The organism is Caulobacter sp. (genome assembly GCF_035254145.1).
GTDB lineage: Bacteria > Pseudomonadota > Alphaproteobacteria > Caulobacterales > Caulobacteraceae > Caulobacter.
In genome coordinates this window covers 1-20,688 of the sequence record NZ_DATFAV010000189.1, presented here as the reverse complement: position 1 = coordinate 20,688, position 20,688 = coordinate 1, and the positions used below count along the sequence as shown (strand labels likewise).

The following is a 20,688-nucleotide window of genomic DNA, read 5'->3' as shown; positions in this document are numbered from 1 at the left end:
GTTGGCGGCTCCACGCCCTGAAGGTCTCAAGGTCGACGTCCTGGCGGGCGTGGCCGAGCAGTTGGAATTCGACGACCACAGCTTTGACACTGTCGTTTGCACCTTCACCCTCTGCTCGGTCCACGCGCCCAGCGCCGTGTTGGCCGAGGCCCGGCGCGTTCTGAAGCCGGACGGCCAATTCGTCTTTTGCGAGCACGGTTTAGCGCCCGATCCCAAGGTCGCGCGCTGGCAGAGGCGCATCGAGCCGTTCTGGACGCCGCTGGCCGGCGGCTGCCACCTGACCCGCCCGGTCGGCGCGGCGATCGCCGCCGCGGGCTTCGTGATCGAAGAGCTTAAGACGTTCTATATGCCCAAGGCGCCCAGACCCTTGGGCTGGTGCGAACTGGGCGTGGCGCGCGCCTAGAGCCCTCCGATCGGCTTTCAGGCGCCCTGCAACCCTGGAAGTCCAGCCTCGACCGCGAACCGCGCCAAGGCGGACGCTCCACCGCCGGGCGCGCTGAGGTCGCGCTTGTCGAAACCGTTCATAGCTAGAACACCGCCCGCAGACCGAGCGTCGCGGTCTTGCCATAGTGGCGGTAGTCGCCGGCGTGGTCCGGAACGGGGCCGGCCGAGGTCTGGACGCCGGGCAGCATGATGTTGGTCGGCTCGTTCAAGAGGTTGCGGGCCGAGAAGAACACTTGCCAGCCCTTGCGGATGGCGTAGGCGCCGGAAACGAACATGTCCACGCGCGGCGCGATATACGAACCGGTCGAGACGCTGTTGAGCTTGCGGCCGGTCCAGAGCGTGTTGAGGTTCAGGCTGAACGGCCCTTTCTTGTAGGCCAGGACCAGCGAGGTCAGGTGCTTGGCGGACAGCGGAATGGGCTCCCCGGGATCGAGATAGGTGTACGAGCCGCGCACCGTCAGGCCATTCAGCGGGGAGGGCAGGTAGTCCAGCGCGTGGGTGAACTCGGCCTCCATGCCCCGGATCTTGATGGAGTCGCCCGAGACCGTCCGCGTGGTCCGGAAGGTGTAGTTGGCGTACTCGCCGCCGGTGTAGCCGAACTCGTCGGCGGTCAGGTCCTCGGACTGGAAGAGGCCCTTCACGTCGTTCTGGAAATAGTTCAGCGAGACTAGGCCGACCGGCTCGAAATAGCGCGCCACACGGATCGACAGGTTGTCCGAGATTTCGGGCTTGAGGCCCGGGTTCGGCGCGGTGACCAGCATGGCCTCGTCGTTGATCGACCACACGCCGGCCAGGACATTGACCTCGGGCCGGCGGATCGTGCGGCTGTAACCGACCTGAAGATCGGTATCCGCGTTGATGGCGAACTTCAGCGAGGCGCTGGGGAAGAAGTAGTCGTAGGACCCCTTGCGGTCGATCTGGGGCCGCGACTGGTACTGATACTTGACGCCGTCGATCGTCGTGGCGCGTCCGGTGGAGGGCGACACGGCGAAGCCGGCGGCGCGGGTCTCGTCGGCGGTCAGCGGGTTCCACTCGCGCGCCCGGGTCTTGGTCTCTTCCCAGCGAAGGCCGGCGCGGACGGTCAGGCGATCGTTCAGCTCGGAGGTCGCCATGACGTAGGTGGCGTTGGTGTCCTCCTCGAAGTGACGCGTGTTCTCGATATAGGCCGTATAGTAGTTGGCCGCCGTGATGGTGTTCTGGAACTGCTCGGGGTGGTCGAGGAAGAGCCGACCGATCTTGGCGTTGCTGGGCATGTACAGTTTGGCCGAGCCCGACTTGGACGCGTATCGGATGTCGAGACCGTCGAACGACAGTTCGTTTGGGCTGGCGTTCTCGGTCATGAACTGGGCCACGCTCAGCGGGCCGACATAGCGGTATTGGTGGGCGACGCGCTCGTTCTTGTAATCGTAGACGGCGCGCTTCGCCTTCAGACCGGTCTTGAAGGTCACCGGCGCGAACTTGAACGGCGCCTTGACGGCGAGGTTTAGCGCCGCGCCGCTCATCTCGGTGCGCGCGGCGCGGCCGTCTTGGCTGTTGATCACGATGGCGGCTGTCTGGCGCGTATAGCTGGCCGGATTGCTCCAGTCGTCGCCGCTGGTCTGGACGATCGACCAGTTCTGCTTGCCCAGGCCGTCCCGCGTGGCGGTGAAGTTACCGCCGGCCGAGGGAGAATTCACCAGGCTGAAGATCGCGCCTTCCTTGCCCAGCGGATCGTAGCGGCTGTTGGAGTCCGAATAGGAGAGGTTGCCGTCCAGGACGAAGCGACGGCCCTGATATTCGAAGCTGGGGACGACAGTCAGGCCATCGCCGCGCTTTGAGATCATGTTCGACTGGGCCGTGACGCCGATGCTGGCGTCGGGGCGCTTGGTGGTGAAGTCGACCGCCGGATCGCCGACCACGCCGTAGGTTCTGGCGCCGGTGGTGAAGACCTCGGTCCGCTGGCCCGACCACAGGTAGGCGGTGTTGTACATCGTCGCCAGGGACAGGATCAGGTTGTCGGCGGCCTTGAAGTCCAAGGTCAGGGAGGCGGCGGTGCGAGTGGTGTTCTGGGCCCGCATGTGCGCGTTGATGGTCGTCGTCGCCAGGGGCTGCGGGCTGATGTCGTTCGGCTCGTAGCTGCGGGGATAGAAGGCCTGCTCCATCTCCGAATAGGTCTTGGAGTGACTGATGCTGGCCACCACGCCCAGGCGTCGGCCGAAGAAGACGTTGGAATATTCCAGCTGGCCGTTGGGCAGCACCTTGCCGTCGCGGCGACCGTCGCCCGGCCCGGTGATCTTGTCGTTCCACAGGTCTGAGTGGGTGACGCCGCTGACCTGGGCGACGATGCGTCGGCCCTTGCGGTCGAAGGCGCGCTTGGTGCGCAGATTGATCGTGCCTGCGGGTGCGTTGGCGTCGACGTCGGCGCTGACCGTCTTGGAGATCTCGATGGCGTCGATGCTGCTCAGCGACACCTGCTCGAAGCTGAACGAGCGCGACGTCGACGAGCCGGCGTTGCCGTCAGCCGCGGCCAAGCTGACGCCGTTGACGGTGATCGAGGTGTATTCCGGCGGCAAGCCGCGCAGACGGACATAACGGACGGTGTCGTCGCCTTCACCTTCGGTGTCGACGCCGGGCATCCACTTGATGAACTCGCCGACATTGCCTTCAGAGATCGAGCCGAACGATTCCGAGGACAGGCTGTTCTTGATGTCCATGGCGTTGCGCTGGCTCATGATGGCGCGGGCGTCGCCGTCGCGAAAGCCGCCGGAAACCACGACCTCGCTGACCTGCACCGCGGCCGGTTCGCCCGAGCGCGCCAGTTCGAAATCCAGTTGGACGGTCTTTCCCGGCTGGATGGTCACCGACAGGGTGCGGTCGGCGAAGCCCGTGAAGCTGACCGTGACCTCGGCCGCGCCGGAGGGAAGGTCGATCAGCCGGTACTCGCCGCGCTCGCCGGCCGCGTCGATGCGGCGCTCCCCATCGGCGGTGACGACGCGGATCGCGGCGTTGGCCATGTACTGGCCCGTCAGCGGATCAAGGACCCGCCCCGAGAGGCCGCCGGGTTTTCCGGCTGGCGCGCGGGCGCTCGAGCGCAAGGTGATGATCGCGCCCTCGTCGCGGGCGATGCGCAACGGCGTGCCCGAGATCAGCTGGCGGAGGGCGGCGCGAACGTCCATCTCGCCGCTGACAGCCAGGGTGTTGACGCCAGCCAGGTCGCGGGCCGGGGCGATGACCTGGATCTGGGCTTGCTGGGCGAATTCCGGGATCGCTGTGATCGCCGGCTGGGCGGGAATGTCGAACCGACGCGCCTGGGCGTGCGCCTGCGCGCCAACGCAAACCACCACGGCCGCGCCACAGTGAAGCAAGGTCTTGTAGGAGATCATCGTCATTCGCCCCGTGCGCCGTCGAACTGAAATCGGCGTTTCGGCGGCTAAGAGGGCGATGGCGTCGGAACTCCGCCAGACGTCACAAAACTTTATTGGGAACTGGAGCGGGAGAGGACGATCTCGTTACCGCGCCGGGTCGCGGTGGCGTCCAGGGCGAAGGCCACCGTGCGGCTGAAGCCCGCCGGATCGTTGGCGGCGAAGAGACCGGTGATCGGCTCGCGCGCCAGGGCCGGATCGGCGATGACCACGCGCGGATCGCCGTAGCGGGCGAAGGCGTGGGCGGCGTCCTCCAGGGTGTCGCCCTTGAAGGCGATCTTGCCCTCGCGCCAGGCCAGGTCGCGCTCGACATCGCGCGCGGAGATCCGCTGCACCGTCGGGGGATGGCCGGCGACCAGCTCAAGCCTGCTGTTGGCGGTCAGCCTCATGGGTTCGAGCGCGCCGCCTGACAGGTCGAGTTGTCCCTGTTGCACCGTCACCAGGATCGGCACGTCGGTCAGGCGGCTCACGCGGAACGCGCCGCTGGCGGTGGTGGTGAGGCGGCGGCCGGCGACCTCTACCTGGAACGGTCGGAGCGCGTCACCCGCCACCGAGAAGAACGCTTCCCCTCGGATCAGCTCGATCACCCGGCGATCATTCCCGTACTTCACCCGGGCCACCGAGTTCGTATTCAGCGTCATGGTCGATCCGTCCCGCAGGGGAACCAGGCGGACCTCGCCGCGCTGCGTGGCCTGGGCTCGCGGCGCCTGTAGGGCCACGGCCAGGCCAGCGACGCCGGCGGCGGCGCTCGCGCCGCCCCAGAGCAGCATCCGCCTGCGGGAAACCGAAGCCGGGAAGGGGAGGTCGTGGCGCTCGCCCGCCGCGCGGCTGGCCAGGTCGATGGCTTGCAGACGCATCAGCGCCCCGGGCCTGCGGTCGTCTCCCGCCAACCAAGCGTCGAACTCCGCCTGTTCGGTCGGAGTCAGCGGCGCGCGGTCACGACGCGCCACCCACGTCGCGGCGTCGTCGTCGATGCTCTGGCTGGTTTGGCGGTCGACCATCGAGGGAGGTTGGGTCCTGGAGGGGGGCGTCTGAAGGGTTAGAGGCGAGAAGAGGGATGTTTCCGTCATCCCTGAAGCGATCGAGCAGGAAACGTAACCCTCGGCCGATGTGCTTTTCCACCGTGTTTTCCGAGAGGCTCATGCGCTTGGCGATCTCCCGCTGGGAAAGGCCATGCACGCGTCGGAGGACGAAAGCCGTCCGCGCCTGACCCGGCATGTCCGATATGGCGTTCGCCACTTGCCGGAGAACATCTCGGTCGATCAGGGTCTGTTCCGGCGAGGGGGTGTTGTCGCTCCATTCCAGATCCTCCTTCACCTGGATCGAGACGATCCTGGCGTGTCGCACATGCCTGACCACAAGCGTGTGCGCGATTCGGAAGATGTAGGCGCGGGGATGCTCGATGTCCTCGACCGTCCCTCTCGCGGCCAGGGCGGTGTAGGTCTCCTGAATGATGTCGTCGACATCGACACCCAGCCGACGCTTCGAGGCCAGCCAGGCGCGGAGGGCTGGCTCATGCGGCAAGACGCACTGCAAGAACCATCGGGTCCTGTCTGGATCGACTCGAAACATCCGCCTGCCCGACGCTGGTAGCGGACGTCCCTAGAGGCCAAGCTTGACGCCCTCGTGACAAGGCGGCTGTTGGCGCTGGGCGGCTGGTCGCCACAAGCTTCACACGATTGTCGTCAGGCGCTGGCATGGGCCGCCTCATGTCCATGCCCGCCTCCGACCCTGGCGCCTCGCGCGAGTCGACCGGCGTCGAGCGCTTCGAGGCGCTCACCCGGCGTATGCGCGTGCCGCTCCTGCGATACTTCAGGCAGCGGACGGGCTCCCAGCCCGATAGCGAGGAGCTGGTGCAGGATCTGTTCTTGCGGCTGCTGCGCCGCCCGGGCCTGATGACCCTCGAGAGCGTCGACGGCTACGTGTTCGAAGCGGCGGCGAACTTGCTTCGCGACAAGGTCAAACGGGAGCGTGCGCGGCCGATGCTGAGCGCGGTGGACCTGGATCGGATCGACCTGGCCGACGATCTTCCCGGCGCCGAGGACGTCGTCGGGGGGCGGCAAAGTCTCGAGCGCATCCAGGTCGCTCTCAAGTCGCTGTCCCCGCGGGCCCGCACCGTCGTCATTCTTCGGCGGTTCGAGGACATGAGCCACGCCCAGATCGCCGCCCGGCTGAACATTTCCGTCAGCGCCGTCGAGAAGCATCTGGTGCGAGCCATGGCCGTCTTGCGCGGCGCGCTGCGGGAGCCGGACTGATGGCGCTCGCCCCCGACGACGACGAGGCCGCCCGCTGGTTCGCCAAGGCCGACCGAGGGCCGCTCACGGCCGCGGATCGCAAGGCTTTCCTCGAATGGCTCGAAGCGCCCGGCAACGCCGACGCCTACCAGGAGGCCGCCGACGCCTGGTCGACCCTGGGCGCGGCCAGGGGCGCGCCTGGCTTGATGGCGATGCGGGCGGCCGCGCTGCGCGACGCCTCGGGCGTCAGCCGTCGACGAGCGATCTTTGGCCTGGCCGGCGCCGCAGCGACGGCCTGCGCCAGCGGCGCGGCGCTGATGGTGGCCAGCGCGGCCGGCGCGACGATCCGCACTGGCGCCGGCGAGCGCCTGACCGCGCCGCTGCCGGATGGGTCGAGCGTGACCCTGGCCCCGCTATCGACCGTGCGCGTCCAGTACGACAAGCGTCGCCGGCGAGTGCGCCTGATCGAGGGGCAAGCCTATTTCGACGCGCGCTCGGCCCCTGGACGGCCCTTCCAGGTCGTCGCGGGCGATCAGCACGCCCAGGGCGACGGCGGTCGCTTCCAGGTGACCCGGCGAGGCGAGACCGCGGAAATCCTGATCGAGGACGGCGCGCTCGACGTCGCCACCGACGAGGGCGCGAGCCGACGGCTGACGACCGGTCAGATGATCTCCGGACCGACTGGCGCTCAGCGTGTGGCGGCGGCCGATGTCGACGAGCTCACCGCCTGGCGCGAAGGTCGGCTGGTCTTTAGCGACGCCGCGCTCGCCCAGGTGGTCGCGGCGTTCAACCGGTATTCCAGAGACCGGCTGTCTCTGGCCGCCGACACCCGTCTGGACGCCATCCGGATATCCGGATCGTTCCGCTATGACGGGACCCGCGAGTTCGCCCAGGCCTTGCAGGCGGGCTTTGGCCTGCGGGTGCGACAGGTCGACGAGACGACCTGGGAAATCGCCGAATGACCGGCGCGGCCGCCTCGCGGTCGATGAAATTTTCAAGACAGGATGAGGCTTTCGGCACCGGCGCAGTTCCTGGGGATGATCGGTCGACGGGGGCCGGCGACTGCCTAGGAATGCACGATGACGAACCGAGTTTCCCACGCCGCCGGTCTTCGGCGCGGCCTGATGGCCTGCTGCGCCGCCGCCATCCTTGGCGCGGCCGCGCCCGCTCTGGCCCAGGAGGCTTCCGCGCCGCCGGTGGCGTTTTCCCTGCCGACTCAGCCGCTGGAGCTGGCCCTGCCGGCCTTCGCCAAGCAGGCGGATGTTCAGGTGCTCTATGCGTCGAACCTGGTGAAGGGCAAGCGCGCCAACGGCGTGGTTGGGACGCGCGCGCCGACCGAGGCGCTACGTGACTTGCTGGCCGGCTCCGGTCTCAAGGCGACCATGACCGGCCCGCGCACCTTCCTGATTACGATGCAGGAAAATCCGGTCGTCGCCGAACTAGAAGAAGTCGTCGTCACCGCCCAGAAGCGCTCGGCTCGGATCGAGAACGTTCCCATCGCCGTGACCGTCGTCGAAGGCGGCGACGCTCAGCGTCGCGGTATCACCAACGTCGTCGACCTGGTCGATCAGGTCGCGGGCGTCTCGGTCAACTACGCCTTCGGCGGCACCAACTACGGCCTGATCAGCATCCGCGGCATCGGCGGCGCCGACGACTACAAGCCCAACGGCAACCCCTCGGTCGCTTTGCATGTCGATGGCGTCTACCAGACCTCGAACGCCTATCTGGGTATGCCGTTATTCGACCTCGATCGTATCGAGGTGCTCAAAGGTCCGCAGGGCACGCTCTATGGCCGAAACACCACGGCCGGCGTCATCAACGCCATCACCCGTGGTCCCGGCGACGTCGTCGAAGGAACCGGCCGCATCGAGTACGGCAGCTACGACTACACCGAGGTGGAGGCCTCGGTGGGCGGCCCGGTCAGCGAAACCCTCGGCGTCCGCCTCGCGGTTCTCGCCCAGAACGGCGGCGGCTTCATGGACGGAGCGGGCGCTGGGCTGCTCGCCGGCTATCGCCCGTCGGTCAAGGGCGTGGTTCAGACCCAGGTTCCGCCTCTGGCCGATCCCGGTCGGCGCGAAGGCTTTGGCGACAAGGATCTGTTCGCCGGCCGCGCCACCTTCGACTTCAAGATGGCCCCCGAGAGCGATCTTGTCGTGAAGCTCTTCGGCAGTCGCGATCGCGGTGACACGCGCCAGTACGATCGCATCTCACGGGCGCGTGACGCCACGATCGCCAACGCTGGCGAGAACGACGATCCGTACGAATTCTATTCGACTGGCTATCCGACCCAGAGCATCGACATCTACGGCGGTTCGGCCACCTTCAGCCACAAGGTTCGCGAGAACCTGAACTTCACCGCCGTGGGCGGCTGGCAGGGCAGCAAGCGCGCGGTGAAGGGCAATGGCGACGGCTCGCCGTATCCGGCCTCTTACTTCGACGCCAATGAGAAGCTCAGCCAGTCGTCGCTGGAGTTGCGCCTGGCCGACGACACCGGCGGCAAGCTGGACTGGATCGCCGGCGCCTTCTACGTGACCGACGACGTCAAGTTCGACACCAACTGGATCAGCTACTCGGCCCTGACGAACTACGACAATCTGCACCGGCAGGAGCGCAACAGCTTCGCCCTGTTCGGCCAGGCCGACTATCACCCGATCGAGCGCCTGCAAGTGTCGGCGGGCCTGCGCTACACGCGCGACAACGCCCACTATGTTGGCCGGAACGTCGACCACAATCCGTGGGGCATCAGCACGTTCACGACGACTTTCGCCACCACCAATCCGTTCTCGTGGGACGAGAAGTTCGACGATGACAACGTCTCGGGCCGTCTGACCGTCAAGTACGACGTGACCTCCGCCCTGAACGTCTTCGTGTCCGCTGGGACGGGCTATCGCGGCGGCGGCTTCGACGGCACCTCGATCTTCACCGTCGCCGAGACCAAGCCGTTCGCCTCGGAGACCGTGCGCGCCTATGAGGCCGGCCTGCGCTGGACCACGCCGCGCCTCAGACTGGCGCTGGATGCGTTCAACTACCGCTTCAGCGAACTTCAGGCGACGACGCGTCTGGCAAACGACACCAACGGTCGCGCCAATGTCGGCAAGGCCAAGAGCCAGGGCGTCGAAGTCGCGCTGAGCGCCCAACTGCTGCGAACCGAGCACCAGGCCTTGACCTTCGACGCCACCGCCGCCTGGCTAGACACCGAGGTCCTGTCGTTCAGCTCCAACCGCGTGGCCGAGGTGCTGCAGACGGTCGGCGACCCGCTGCCCGGCGCGCCGGACGTGTCGGCCACCGTGGCGCTGAACCACAGCGTCGCGCTGAAGGAAGGCTGGTCGCTGCGCAGCCGCGTCGGCGTCACCCACCACGGCGAGGAATCCAATCGCCTGAACGCCACGCCGGGAAACACGGCCAAGGCCTACACCCTTGTCAACGCCCGCCTGGACCTCGCCACCCCGTCGAATTGGACGCTTTACGCCTACGGTCGCAACATCACTGACAAGGTCTACTTCCCCGAGCTGAACGGGGCCGCCCGGCTGGTTGGCGCGCCCGCCACCTACGGGATCGGCGCGCGGTTCGACTTCTGATCAAGGGGTGATCCGGCCCTTCGGGGCCGGGTCGCTTGCGACACCAAGGCGCCTTGGCGGACGGCCCGACTTTGGCGAGGCTCTTGCGGAGGTGAGCCGCCTTGTGGCGCGCGCCGTTAGGAGGACGACAGATGATCGCGTCCAAGGATCCCGCCGCCCATGTTCTCGTGGCCGACGTGGACGGCGCTCAGGCCCGCATCGGACTGGCCGAGCCTGGGCGAGCGCCCGCCGCCGTCAGCGTCGTCGACTGCGCCACCCAGGACGACCTGATCGATGTGCTGGCGTCGATGGCGGCGCGGTCTCCGTGGCCCATTATGGGCGCGGCCGTCGCGGCGCCAGGCCCCAATCTCGACGGCGTCATCAAGCTCACCCATGCTGACATGCGCCTGGAGAGCGACGTCATCGCCGAGCGGCTTGGACTTCATCGGCTGCATCTCGTCAACGACTTCACCGCCCGGGCCCTGGCCGTGCCGCTATTGGAGCAGGAGGTCCTAGAGCCGATCGGAGGCGGCGCGCCGTATCGGGACGCGCCCGCCGGGGCCATCGGGCCGTCCGAAACCGGTGTTGGCATGTCCATCCTCTATCCCGATGGCTTCGTCGGCTGGACAGCCGCCGCCGCCGAGGGCGGGCACGCGGATCTGGCCGCAGCCAACGACCGTGAAGCCGAGGTGATCGGCGTGCTGCGTCGCATGCACGGTCACATCTCGGCCGAGCATGTTCTCTCTGGCGATGGGCTGCTCGACGTGGCGTTGGCGGTGTCGACCCTTTCCGGGACGCCGGGGCGGCCGACCGATCTGCAAGCGCTGCGAGAGGCCGCCGAGCGTGGCGACGCCGTGGCCCGCGAGACCTTCGCCTTGGCTTCGGGCTGGCTGGGCGCCGTTTGCGGCAACCTGGCGCTGACCGTCGGCGCGCGAGGCGGCGTCTACGTCATCAGCGGGACGGTGCTCTCGTGGGGCGACCTTCTGGACCGCGCGATCGTTCGTCACCGCTTCGAGGCCAAGGGGCGGATGACGGATTACCTTCGCGACATCCCGCTCTATCTCGCGAACGATCCAAACTGTGGCTTGCTGGGTCTGACCGCGCTCTTCAACTGAGCCGTTGCGGCGTTCTCTCGAGGCGGGAGCGATAGGGCAGGTTCATCGCGGGGCAGGCGACTTCGCCAGTCGGCGCCTTGGTCAGCGGTGCGACCATGGGGCCGCTGAGGAAGGGCGCCTTGAGCTGGCGACACAGATCCAGCTCCTTCAGGCTGTTGACCATGGCCACCCCTTGCCAGACCCGCTTGGCGCGATAGGTCGACGCGTCCTTGAGGAAGCGCGTGATCGCGGCCAATCGCGCGCGTTCGTCCGCGCCCTCCAGCACCAGGGTCACGCTGTGCACGGCCCCTGCGGGCAGGCTGTCTATCCGGAAGCCTGGATCGCGCACATGCAGGTCGAGCAGCGAGAAATTCGGCGTCAGGAAGTTCCGGATATGCCCGATCGCGCCATAGGTCGGTTCGCGCGGAACGTCGTAGACGCTGGCGGCCATGCGGGGACGCAGCGCCCGGGGAAACTTGGCGATGGTCTCGCGATATGTCTCGCGCACCGACGGCTTGACCAAGGACGAGAAGCTGAACGGAAAGAAGATGTAGCCAGGATCGAGATGGGACAACTGCGCCTGAGCCGCCTTGAGGCAAGCCAGGTCACGGGCGGTGATGTCCGCGTCCTCGACCGCCCCGAAAGGCAGATCGTCCCAGGCCATGCGCCAGTCGACGCCGCTTCCGACAAAACGCTCCTTGGTCAGGTAGTAGATGCCCCACCAGCCGGTGTTCGGCTGAGGCGCGCCCAGAAGATCGCCAATTCCGCCGAGCGGAGGTTCCGGCTGGATGGCTGCAAGTTCTTCGGCCGTCGGCGCGCCATCGAGGGGGCCGCCCGGCGGCTTGATACTGGTGACGGCGTCGGGCGTAATTCTGCAGATCCGTCCCGCGAATTCGCCATTGTCGTCACCCGCCAGAAGCGCCTTCAGCGTCTCGCCCTGGGTGCTGGCGAACCGCATCACGTCGGTCTGGTCACCCTCAAACATCAGCAGCGTCACCTCGCCCGCGCCCTTGTCGCCGAACATCTTGACGTGCAGGTCGCGAGCCATCTTTTGAAGTTCGCGGGCGTCGAGGCGCGTCGCCCGCGGATCGGCCAGTACGAACGAATAGGACGCCACGAGGCCATAGCGCCTGGGCCAGACCCACGCGGTTTCCAGATACGCGCCAGCAACCTTGGCCACCAATGCGGCCAAGGTCTCGGCGTCGCCGAAGCGTAGATCTTCGCCGACGAAAATCTTGAGGCAAGCAATGGCCGTCATGCCGCCAGGATGGCAGTCCCGCCCTGCCAGATCTATTAAGATCAACGTCGCAGCCACCGCGACCAGGCGTCGCGGTTGAGTGATATTCGACTTTCCCGCGACCGTTCTGGCGCATCGCGGCGCCAGTTCCGCGAATTGGCCAGAAGGGGGGCGATCCTTCAGGGTTTGAAGGGTTTCGGCTCCGTCACAGGCCGTTCGTGCAGCCAGCCGCCGTCGCTCAACCAGTCGGCCAGCCGGTCGGGCCAGTGCAGGATCGACAGGCTCTCGGAGTGGGCGGCGATGTTAAAGCCGTGGTCCATGTCGGCGAACAGATGCAGTTCGGCCGAGACGCCGGCTTTGCGCAACTGGCTGTAGAGGGTCATGGCCGGCTCGGCGCAGCATTGGTCCAGGGAACCGGCGGTGATGAACGCCGGCGGCGCTCCAGCCACGGCTCCAGCGGGGACACCCAGGGGGCCGGGATAAACCAGCACCTGGAAGTCCGGGCGAGCGCTGACCGCGTCGAGGGGATCGGTCGAGGCCAGCTGGGGCGGGGCAGGGTTGTCGGCGACCAGCGAGACCAGTTCGCCGCCGGCTGAAAAACCCATCACGCCGATGCGGCGAGGGTCCACGCCATATCGAGCGGCGTTGGCGCGCACCCAGCGGATCGCCCGGCGCAGGTCGCTGGCGGCGTCGCGGTCGATCGCATAGGTCGATCCCGCCTCACGCGCCAGGCGGTATTTCAGGACGAAGGCGGTGACGCCATAGCGGTTGAGGGCCTTGGCCGGCCCGACGCCTTCATTGACGAAGACGAGCATGCGGTGGCCGCCGCCCGGCACGACGATGATCGCCGCGCCCGTGGCATGGCGCGGGGCGGCCGGGAACACCGTCAGGGATGGGCTGTGGACATTGCGCACATAGGTGTTCTCCACGATCTCCGGTTCTCGGGACCGCTGCTCCGCGCCGGGCGCGCCGCGGGGCCATAGCGGGATCGTCGCCGGCCCGCTGGCGACCGCCGATGGTTGCTCCGGCGGCGGCGTCAGCGGCGCGCCAGCCAAGGACGCCACGAGAGCGAGGACATGGACGAACATGAGGGCGTCTCCCGAACCGCGTAGGCGGCTCGCCTTTGCGGCTCAGCCTCCACATTTCGGCGTTCGTTCCTACCACGACGATGGTCGAGGTCTGTCGCCGTTGGGGGGCGGGCTACTCGACCAGGCTGGCGTCCAGGGAGATCTCCGCGTTCAGGAGTTTGGAGACGGGGCAGTTGGCCTTCGCGCCGGCCGCCAGCTTCTCGAAGGTTTCCTGGTCGGCGCCCGGGATCTTGGCCTTCAGGACGAGATGCGAGGCGGTGATTGCGTAGCCGCCGTCGACCTGCTCGAGCGTGACCTTGGCCGAGGTGTCCATGCGGTCGGCGCGCAGCCCCGCTTCGCCCAGCACCAGCGACAGAGCCATGGTGAAGCAGGCCGAATGCGCGGCGGCGATCAGTTCTTCCGGATTGGAGCCGGGCTGGCCCTCGAAGCGGCTGGCGAAGCCATAGGGGTAGTCCTGAAGCGCGCCGCTCTCGGTGGAGATGGAGCCCTTGCCGTCCTTGATGCCGCCGCTCCAGGCGGCCGATCCGCTCCTGACGATCTTCATTCCGGTCTCCATCCACTGGACGCCCGATCCTGGGCGCTGCAGTCCAGCACGATCGGCGGCTCGTGGCTTGAACGAAACGATCCGCGCGGCGTGAACGCATGAACTCCCCGGGTGACCGGGGGGGGAGGGCTCTCAGCCTATGTTCACCCAGGCGTGGAAGTAAGAAATGAGAACCACAAGTTGAGATGCGCTCCTCGTCTTCGATTTTGGTTTTTGGCGCTGTATAGAAAAATGCAGTTTCGCTCGAAATCGAGATGCGCCGTTTTGCCGCAACTCATATTAGGTACTCGAAGTCCATGAATGTGTGACAGTTATAGCGAGTTTAATACTTCGCCACGAGGATGTTGTGGCGCGAAAAGCAAGGTCGCGCTTCTTCGCTGAAGGCGATAGGCATGTTGAGGTTTCGCAATTTTTCGATCATGGCGCGCTTGCGCCTGGTGGTCCTCTTCTCCGGCATCGGTCTGGCGATCGCGATCGGCGTCGGCCTGCTGAACCTGTCCAACACCATGCACGACGATGTCGCGCTCAAGACCCGTAGCCAGGTCGAGACGGCCGTGTCGGTCGCCCAGCACTATGTCGACGAAGCCCAGGCCGGCCGGATGAGCGAGGCCGACGCCAAGGTCGCCGCGATCGGCGCCCTGAAGGCGATGCGCTATGGCGGCCAGGAATATTTCTGGATCACCGATCTGAACACTCAGATGGTGATGCACCCCATGAAGCCGGCGCTTGACGGCACGGATGTGTCGGAAAAGCGCGACCCGAATGGCAAGGCGCTGTTCTCCGAAATGACCAAGGTCGCCAAGGCCAAGGGACAGGGCTTCGTGAGCTACATGTGGCCCAAGCCTGGCCGCGACAAGCCGCAGCCGAAGATCTCCTACGTTACGCTGATGCCGGCTTGGGGCTGGGTCATCGGCACGGGCGTCTATGTCGACGACATCAATACCGCCGTGGGCAAGGCGGCCTTGAAGCTGGCCGGGGTCGGCCTGGTGCTTCTGCTGGTCGTCGCCGCCGGCGCCACTTCGCTGGGCTTCACGATCACGCGCCCCATCCTGACCTTGACCCAACGCATGAGCGGCTTGGCCCAAGGCGACAAGGAAAGCGCCGTGCCCTTCACCGACCTGGCCAACGAGACTGGCGAAATGGCTCGAGCGCTGGCGGTCTTCCGCGACGCCGCGCTCGACCGCGAGCGCCTGGAGGCCGAGGCCGGGGCCATGCGTGACCAAGCGGCCGCCGACCGTCAGAAGCGCGAGGCCGACGAACGCGCGGCCGCGGAGATTCAGCGCCGCGTCGTCGCCGACGTGACCGCCGTCGCGGCTCGGCTGGCCGCGGGCGATCTGACCGTGCGGCTCAGCGACGACTTCCCCGCCGACTACGCCCAGCTGCGTGAGAACCTGAACGCCGCCTTGGTTCAGTTGGCCGCCGCCATGAAGGCCGTGCGGGACAATACCCACGGCATCCAGCATGGGGCGGACGACATCGCTTCGGCTTCCGACAACCTGTCGCGCCGGACCGAACAGCAGGCCGCCACCCTGGAGGAAACCACCGCCGCCCTGGGTGAGCTGACCAACACCGTTCAGCGCTCGGCCACGGGCGCGAAACAGGCTCGGGCCGCGGTCGCCGTGGCTCAGGAGCAAGCCCAGTACAGCGGCGCCGTCGCCGACAAGGCCGTGGCCGCCATGGGGCAGATCGAGGGATCCTCGCAGCAGATCACCAACATTATCGGGGTGATCGACGAGATCGCCTTCCAGACCAACCTCCTGGCCCTGAACGCCGGTGTCGAAGCCGCACGCGCTGGCGAGACCGGCAGGGGCTTCGCGGTCGTGGCTCAGGAAGTCCGGGCCCTGGCCCAACGCTCGGCCGACGCCGCCAAGGAGATCAAGATCCTGATCAGCGCTTCGTCCAAGCAGATCGACGAAGGTGTAGCCCTGGTGAGGGAGATGGGCGACGCCATGCAGGGGATCGTCGGCAAGGTGGACGAAATCGACACCCTGATGGGCGGCATCGCCAGTCTTGCGGCGGACCAGTCCGAAGGCCTGGGGCAGATCAACATCGCCATGCTGCAGATCGATCAGAACACCCAGCAGAACGCGGCGATGGTCGAGGAGTCGACGGCCGCGGTCCATTCGCTGAAGAATGAAACCAACGAGCTCGCGGATCTGGTTGGGCGCTTCGAGGTCGACGCCTCCGACAATCGGACACCCCAGAGACTGCGCGCCTGAATCAAGGCGCGATGGCTCGGTCCATCGACCGTGGACGGAGACGATCGTCGCCAAACTGACACGTCCGGCCGCTAGTGCAGCCCTTCGAGAGTCGGCGGCCGTCGTCGACGGGACGCGGCGTGATGGCCTGGCTACGCGACATCGACAAGTGGTTCGCCGAAGCGGTGCTGCCGTTCGCGCCGACCTATCGCGCCTACGCCCGCAAGCTGACGGGCGATGCGGTCGAGGCCGAGGACCTTGTCCAGGAAGCCTACGCCAAGGTGTTGGCCGTCGCGGATTGGCGGCGGCTGGATGCGCCTGAGCGCTTCGTTCTGACCATCATTCGCAACCTGGCCTTCGAGCGATTCCGCCGAGCCAAGGTGGTGGGCATTCGCCAGATCGGGGTGCTGGAGATGGAAGCTCTGCCAGATCCATCGCCGGACGCGCACGCCGTGACCAGCGCCCGTGAAGAACTGATGAGGGTCCTTGATGCGGTCGACCGCCTGCCGGAGCAATGCCGGCGCGTGGTCACCTTGCGGAAAATGGAAGGCCTTTCGCCGGGCGAGATAGCGGTTCGGCTGGGCTTGTCCATCTCTACGGTCGAGAAGCACTTGGCCAAGGGGCTGGCGCTCTTGACCAAGTCGCTGGCGGCGAGCGAAGGCCGTGGGATCGGAAATCGAGCGAGCATATGGCGCAAGCGGGCGATCAAGACAGAAACGCGCTGATCGCCCAGGCTTCGGAATGGCTGGCGCGCCTGGACGCCGGCCGCGCCTCGCCCGAGGCATTCGAGGCTTGGCGTGACGCGGACCCACGCCGCGCGGCCGCCTTCGCCGAAGTGGCCAGCGCTTGGAGCAAGCTGGACGCCCTGCGCGGCGCCGAGCCGCGCCAGCCGCCGGTGACGAGCCGCCGGGCGTGGCTGGGCGGAGGACTGGCCCTGGCGGCTGGCGTCGCGGGCGCGGCCTATCTGGGGCGCGATCAACTGCTGCGCGCCCGCACCGTCACCGGCGTGGGCGAACGGCGCACCCTGGCGCTTCCGGACGGCAGCTCCGTCGAACTGAACACCGATACCGAAATCTTCTGGCGGGTGGATCGCCGCGGCCGCAGCCTCTGGCTAGAGCGTGGGGAGGTAGCCCTGACCATCGCGCACGACGCCCTGCGGCCGTTCCAACTGTTCACCAAGCAAGGCCTGGCCCGCCTCGCGTCCGGTCAGTTCAACGTCCGCCTGAGACCGACGGCCCTGGACCTGATCGTCCTGGCGGGGCGCGTCACCGTCAAGGCGGCCGGGGGCGAAGCCCAGGCCGCCGTCGAGACCGCCACCGATTCCCGCCAGGTTCTGGCGATCAGCGACGGTGGGGTGGCGGTCGCCGCCGCGCCCGAGGCCGAGGTCCAGAACGTACAAGCCTGGCGCCGTGGTGAAATCGTTTTCGAAGGCCAGAAGCTTGCGGACGCCGTCGAAGAGTACAATCGTTACCTGACCCGAAAGCTGGTCATAGAAGATCCCAAGGTCGGCGCCCTGCGTCTGGGCGGGCGGTTCCTGACCGGGGATCCCGAAAGCTTTCTGGACGCCCTGCGGACAACCTTCGGCCTACGGATCATTACCGACGGTCCGTCACGAATTCTTCTCAAATCTCGATAGAGGTTTTCGGCTTTCGACCCGTCTTGCCAGCGAGACGCCAGTTTTTGGCGTTCGAGAAACGGGGCGAATGAGATGACCAAGACCTGGGCGCCGCGCATGGGCGCTTGCATGCTTCTGGCCACGACGGCGATCGTCGCGGCGCTGCCCGCCGCGGCCCAGGCCCAGGCGGCCGCGCGCGTCGAATTCGACATCCCGGCCGGCGACACCGCCCAGGCTCTGACCGCCTTCTCGCGCCAAGCCGGCGTCCAGATCCTCTTCCCCTATGACGTGGCCGCCAAGCATCGCACGGCCGGCCTGAAGGGCGTCTTTGGTCGCGAGGACGCTGTCCGCCGCCTGATCGAGGGCGGCGACCTGGAGATCGCCTCGGCCACGGCCCAGGTCATCACCTTGCGCCAGCGGGGCGCGGGCCCTTTGGACGCGGCGGCGGCCAGCGCTGACGCCGCCGAGATGGTCGAGGAGCTGATCGTCACCTCGCGCGCCGGTTCGGACGCCCGCACCCGCCTGGCGACCAGCTACGCCGTCACCACAATGAACGAAGAGACCCTGCGCCTGCGCTCGCCGATGGGCGTGGCCGACGCGCTGAAGTCGGTCCCCGGCTTCTGGGTCGAGGCTTCGGGCGGGGAGGCCAGCGCTAACATCCGCGCGCGCGGCATTCCGCAGGAGGGCTTCTCGGCCATCGCCCTGCAGGAAGACGGCGCGCCGGTTCAGCACGACGGTGGCCTTGGCTATCTGAACGCCGACCAATCCTTCCGCCTCGACGAAACCATCGACCGCATCGAGGTGGTGCGCGGCGGTCCGTCGTCGATCTTCGCGTCCTACGCGCCGGGCGGCACGGTCAACTTCATCACCCGCAAGGGCGATGTGAAGGAGGGCCTCGTCAAGGTCCAGGCCAGCGACTACGGCCTCAAGCGGGTCGATGCCTATTATGGCGGCCCCATCGGTGACTGGCGCATGGGCGTTGGCGGCTTCTGGCGCGAGGACGACGGCGTTCGCGACCCGGGCTTCACGCCCAACAAGGGTTATCAGGTCCGCGCTTCGATCGGGCGTGACTTCGAACGCGGCAGCTTCGACTTCAACATCAAGCACCTGGATGACAACGTCATCCTGTTCGCCGGCGTGCCGCTGAAGTTCAACGGCGCCGGCGAGCCCAGCGCCGCGCCGGGCTTCGATCCGCTAACCGGCACCCTGGCGGGGCCGGAGACCGAGAAGCTGACCCTGCGCGGCCCCAAGGGGCCGTTCAACTGGGACCTGTCGCGTGGCACGGAGGTCAAGCTGACCCAGGCCACCGCCGCCCTGAAATATGAGGTCGCCGACGGCTGGCGCCTGCAGGAGACGCTGCGCTACCGGACCTCGGAGTCCAAGCGCATCGGCCTCTTCCCCAACACGCCGGTGCTTGGCGCCAACCGCATCGCCCAGGTCCAGGCTGACTTCCTGAAGGCCCGAGGCGCGGCGACCCTGGGCGACGCCATTCCCGGCGCGGTGGCCCTGCAACTGCGTTACGCCACCAACCCCAGCGAGGTGTTCGGCTCCACGGGTGCGGGCCAGAATGGCAACGGCCTCGTGCTGGACGGCTCGCTGCGCTACGTCTCCGTGCCGCTGGACGAACTGATCAGCGACACGCGCCTGGTCCACAAGTTCGAGGTCGGCGACCAGACCCACGACGTCGCCGCCGGCTTCTACCGGGCTCACGTCGAAGAGGCTTTCAACCGCTACTCGGCCAACACTCTCCTGGACGTGCGCGAGAACGCTCGCCGGCTCGACCTGGTCGCCGTCGACGCTTCGGGACGCGCCCTCTACAGCTTCACCGAAAACGGCATTAGCCGCTACGGCGCCGAGTTCGCCAATGGCGACGGCAAGTCCAACACCACCGCGCTCTATCTGACCGATGAGTGGCAGGTGACGCCCGCCCTGCGGATCGACGCCGGCGTGCGCTGGGAGAAGGTCGAGTTCACCGGCCGGAGCGAGCGGACGGCGACCATCAACCTGGGCCTCTCGCCCACGCCCGCCGACGATACCGTGCTGGCCGGCTCGGGCGTCTACGATCGCTTCACGCGCAAGTTCGACCACACCGGGTGGACCGTCGGGGCGGACTATCGGATCAGTCAGCACATGGGCGTCTTCGCCCGTTACACCTCGGCGTTCCGCCTGCCGTCGCTGGGCGACTACATCACCAACGCCGCCAACACCGCCCCGATCGTTCAGACGATGGATCTGATGGAGGCGGGCTACAAGCTCACCACCGGCAAGATCGACCTGTACGCCACGGTGTTCCACACCGCCTATGACGCCCTGACGTTCGGCAGCCTGGTGTTCAACCCGACCACCGGCGCCTATGTGAACCAGACCAGCGTCACCGACACCAAGACCTTGGGCCTGGAACTGGAAGGCACGCTCCGCCCCGTCCGCTGGTTCGACCTCGGCTTCAGCGCCACGCTGCAGAACCCCGAGTTCGGCGACTACAAGTTCGAGGAAAGCTGCTCGGTCTCGGCCTCGGATCCGACCTGTCAGGTCAAGCCGCCCGCGGCTACCGCCAGCCGCACCCGCGACTTCACCGGCAACCAGCTGGTCCGCGTGCCCAAGACCGCGTTCCGCCTGACGCCGGGCTTCAACCTGGCGGATGGACGTCTGCGGATCGAGAGCACCGTCGAACGTTATGGCCAGCGCTTCTCCGACGCGGCCAACACCTCCAAGCTGCCGACCTATACGTTGGTTGGCGCCACGGTGCGCTTCAGCGTCACCGACCAGCTGACGGCTTATGTCTACGGCACGAACCTGACCAACGAGATCGGCCTGACCGAGGGCAATCCCCGGGCCGGCCAGATCATCAGCGGCGAGGCCGGCGCGCTCTATGGCGTCGGCCGGCCGGAGTTCGGCCGCGCCTTCAAGGCGGCTCTGCTCTACCGCTTCTAGTGAGCGGCGCCTGACTTCCTTCCCCTGAAACTCGGGCGGCCGCAGCCTCGGCCGCCCTTCTTTTTTAGGACCCGTTCCATGCTGCGATGGCTCGCCCTTGTCCTGCTGATGATCGCGTCTCCGGCGTTCGCACGAGAGATCGACAAGCCTGATCTGGTGCTTACCGGCGAGATCGTCGGCGCCGATCACCAAACCTACAAGCCGGTGACCTTCGCCGTGCCGTCGGGCGTCACGCGGCTGACGGTGGCCTTCGACTATACCGGACGCGAAAACCGGACCGTCGTCGATCTTGGCCTGCTGGACCCCGTCCGCTTTCGAGGCTGGAGCGGCGGGAACAAGAAGAGC

General features: G+C 67.1%; 15 protein-coding genes and 2 pseudogenes. 11 read left to right on the top strand and 6 right to left on the bottom strand.

Going from position 1 to position 20,688, the window contains the following annotated elements; translation table 11 throughout:
• Positions 1-403, top strand: a 403-nt coding sequence (locus tag VJ655_RS11655) for a class I SAM-dependent methyltransferase (protein ID WP_324111222.1), incomplete at its 5' end; no start/stop codon positions are given.
• Positions 404-527: 124 nt separating this feature from the next.
• Here VJ655_RS11655 and VJ655_RS11650 read toward each other — a convergent pair.
• From VJ655_RS11650 to VJ655_RS11640, 3 genes are all read right to left on the bottom strand, one after another.
• The gene (locus VJ655_RS11650; RefSeq protein ID WP_324111221.1) at positions 528-3,806 is read right to left on the bottom strand and encodes a TonB-dependent receptor; all 3,279 of its coding nucleotides are present in this window, start codon (positions 3,804-3,806) and stop codon (positions 528-530) included.
• Between the two features lie 92 nt (positions 3,807-3,898).
• Positions 3,899-4,846, bottom strand: coding sequence for a FecR family protein (locus tag VJ655_RS11645; protein WP_324111220.1), 948 nt, complete (start codon positions 4,844-4,846; stop codon positions 3,899-3,901).
• Positions 4,782-5,381, bottom strand: a complete 600-nt coding sequence (locus VJ655_RS11640) for a sigma-70 family RNA polymerase sigma factor (protein WP_324111219.1) — start codon at positions 5,379-5,381, stop codon at positions 4,782-4,784. The genes VJ655_RS11645 and VJ655_RS11640 overlap by 65 nt, the downstream gene beginning before the upstream one ends.
• A 173-nt stretch (positions 5,382-5,554) precedes the next feature.
• On the opposite strand from VJ655_RS11640, the gene VJ655_RS11635 reads away from it, so the two are divergent.
• The 4 genes from VJ655_RS11635 to VJ655_RS11620 all read left to right on the top strand — a co-directional run bounded on the left by VJ655_RS11635 (position 5,555) and on the right by VJ655_RS11620 (position 10,751).
• Positions 5,555-6,100: an RNA polymerase sigma factor gene (locus tag VJ655_RS11635; RefSeq protein ID WP_324111218.1), complete on the top strand. Its 546-nt coding sequence runs from the start codon at positions 5,555-5,557 to the stop codon at positions 6,098-6,100.
• Entirely contained in the window at positions 6,100-7,041 is a 942-nt protein-coding gene (locus VJ655_RS11630) for a FecR family protein (protein ID WP_324111217.1), read from the top strand. The genes VJ655_RS11635 and VJ655_RS11630 overlap by 1 nt, the downstream gene beginning before the upstream one ends.
• 117 nt (positions 7,042-7,158) lie before the next feature.
• The gene (locus VJ655_RS11625) at positions 7,159-9,657 is read left to right on the top strand and encodes a TonB-dependent receptor (protein WP_324111216.1); all 2,499 of its coding nucleotides are present in this window, start codon (positions 7,159-7,161) and stop codon (positions 9,655-9,657) included.
• A gap of 131 nt (positions 9,658-9,788) precedes the next feature.
• Positions 9,789-10,751 (top strand): glucokinase, encoded by a 963-nt coding sequence (locus VJ655_RS11620; protein WP_324111215.1) that lies wholly within the window; start codon positions 9,789-9,791, stop codon positions 10,749-10,751.
• On the opposite strand, the gene VJ655_RS11615 is transcribed toward VJ655_RS11620, so the two are convergent.
• From VJ655_RS11615 to VJ655_RS11605, 3 genes are all read right to left on the bottom strand, one after another.
• Positions 10,744-11,988, bottom strand: coding sequence for a hypothetical protein (locus VJ655_RS11615; protein WP_324111214.1), 1,245 nt, complete (start codon positions 11,986-11,988; stop codon positions 10,744-10,746). The two genes, VJ655_RS11620 and VJ655_RS11615, sit on opposite strands and share 8 nt — an antisense overlap.
• A gap of 158 nt (positions 11,989-12,146) precedes the next feature.
• Positions 12,147-13,055, bottom strand: a complete 909-nt coding sequence (locus tag VJ655_RS11610) for an alpha/beta hydrolase (RefSeq protein WP_324111213.1) — start codon at positions 13,053-13,055, stop codon at positions 12,147-12,149.
• Positions 13,056-13,167: 112 nt separating this feature from the next.
• A complete protein-coding gene (locus VJ655_RS11605) occupies positions 13,168-13,599 on the bottom strand; it encodes an OsmC family protein (RefSeq protein ID WP_324111212.1) in 432 nt (143 codons plus the stop codon).
• Positions 13,600-13,940: 341 nt separating this feature from the next.
• On the opposite strand from VJ655_RS11605, the pseudogene VJ655_RS21100 reads away from it, so the two are divergent.
• The 6 genes and pseudogenes from VJ655_RS21100 to VJ655_RS11580 form a co-directional block, all read left to right on the top strand.
• Positions 13,941-14,759: pseudogene (locus VJ655_RS21100) on the top strand (cache domain-containing protein); the annotation flags it as partial.
• The gene (locus VJ655_RS21095) at positions 14,739-15,818 is read left to right on the top strand and encodes a methyl-accepting chemotaxis protein (RefSeq protein WP_414646974.1); all 1,080 of its coding nucleotides are present in this window, start codon (positions 14,739-14,741) and stop codon (positions 15,816-15,818) included. The pseudogene VJ655_RS21100 and the gene VJ655_RS21095, both read left to right, overlap by 21 nt.
• 122 nt (positions 15,819-15,940) lie before the next feature.
• A complete protein-coding gene (locus VJ655_RS11595; protein WP_324111210.1) occupies positions 15,941-16,522 on the top strand; it encodes an RNA polymerase sigma factor in 582 nt (193 codons plus the stop codon).
• Positions 16,486-17,433: a FecR family protein gene (locus tag VJ655_RS11590; RefSeq protein WP_324111209.1), complete on the top strand. Its 948-nt coding sequence runs from the start codon at positions 16,486-16,488 to the stop codon at positions 17,431-17,433. Before VJ655_RS11595 ends, VJ655_RS11590 begins: the two co-directional genes overlap by 37 nt.
• Positions 17,434-17,505: 72 nt before the next feature.
• Complete coding sequence (locus VJ655_RS11585; protein WP_324111208.1) at positions 17,506-20,343, top strand: TonB-dependent receptor; 2,838 nt, start codon at positions 17,506-17,508, stop codon at positions 20,341-20,343.
• Between the two features lie 78 nt (positions 20,344-20,421).
• A pseudogene (locus VJ655_RS11580) lies at positions 20,422-20,688 on the top strand (PHP domain-containing protein); the annotation flags it as partial.

Bases quoted from the DNA above. Each gene is read 5' to 3' on its own strand.
- VJ655_RS11650 (WP_324111221.1), bottom strand. From the start codon at position 3,806: ATGATCTCCTACAAGACCTTGCTTCACTGTGGCGCGGCCGTGGTGGTT.
- VJ655_RS11645 (WP_324111220.1), bottom strand. From the start codon at position 4,846: ATGGTCGACCGCCAAACCAGCCAGAGCATCGACGACGACGCCGCGACG.
- VJ655_RS11635 (WP_324111218.1), top strand. From the start codon at position 5,555: ATGTCCATGCCCGCCTCCGACCCTGGCGCCTCGCGCGAGTCGACCGGC.
- VJ655_RS11630 (WP_324111217.1), top strand. From the start codon at position 6,100: ATGGCGCTCGCCCCCGACGACGACGAGGCCGCCCGCTGGTTCGCCAAG.
- VJ655_RS11625 (WP_324111216.1), top strand. From the start codon at position 7,159: ATGACGAACCGAGTTTCCCACGCCGCCGGTCTTCGGCGCGGCCTGATG.
- VJ655_RS11620 (WP_324111215.1), top strand. From the start codon at position 9,789: ATGATCGCGTCCAAGGATCCCGCCGCCCATGTTCTCGTGGCCGACGTG.
- VJ655_RS11615 (WP_324111214.1), bottom strand. From the start codon at position 11,988: ATGACGGCCATTGCTTGCCTCAAGATTTTCGTCGGCGAAGATCTACGC.
- VJ655_RS11610 (WP_324111213.1), bottom strand. From the start codon at position 13,055: ATGTTCGTCCATGTCCTCGCTCTCGTGGCGTCCTTGGCTGGCGCGCCG.
- VJ655_RS11605 (WP_324111212.1), bottom strand. From the start codon at position 13,599: ATGAAGATCGTCAGGAGCGGATCGGCCGCCTGGAGCGGCGGCATCAAG.
- VJ655_RS21095 (WP_414646974.1), top strand. From the start codon at position 14,739: ATGGCTCGAGCGCTGGCGGTCTTCCGCGACGCCGCGCTCGACCGCGAG.
- VJ655_RS11595 (WP_324111210.1), top strand. From the start codon at position 15,941: ATGGCCTGGCTACGCGACATCGACAAGTGGTTCGCCGAAGCGGTGCTG.
- VJ655_RS11590 (WP_324111209.1), top strand. From the start codon at position 16,486: ATGGCGCAAGCGGGCGATCAAGACAGAAACGCGCTGATCGCCCAGGCT.
- VJ655_RS11585 (WP_324111208.1), top strand. From the start codon at position 17,506: ATGACCAAGACCTGGGCGCCGCGCATGGGCGCTTGCATGCTTCTGGCC.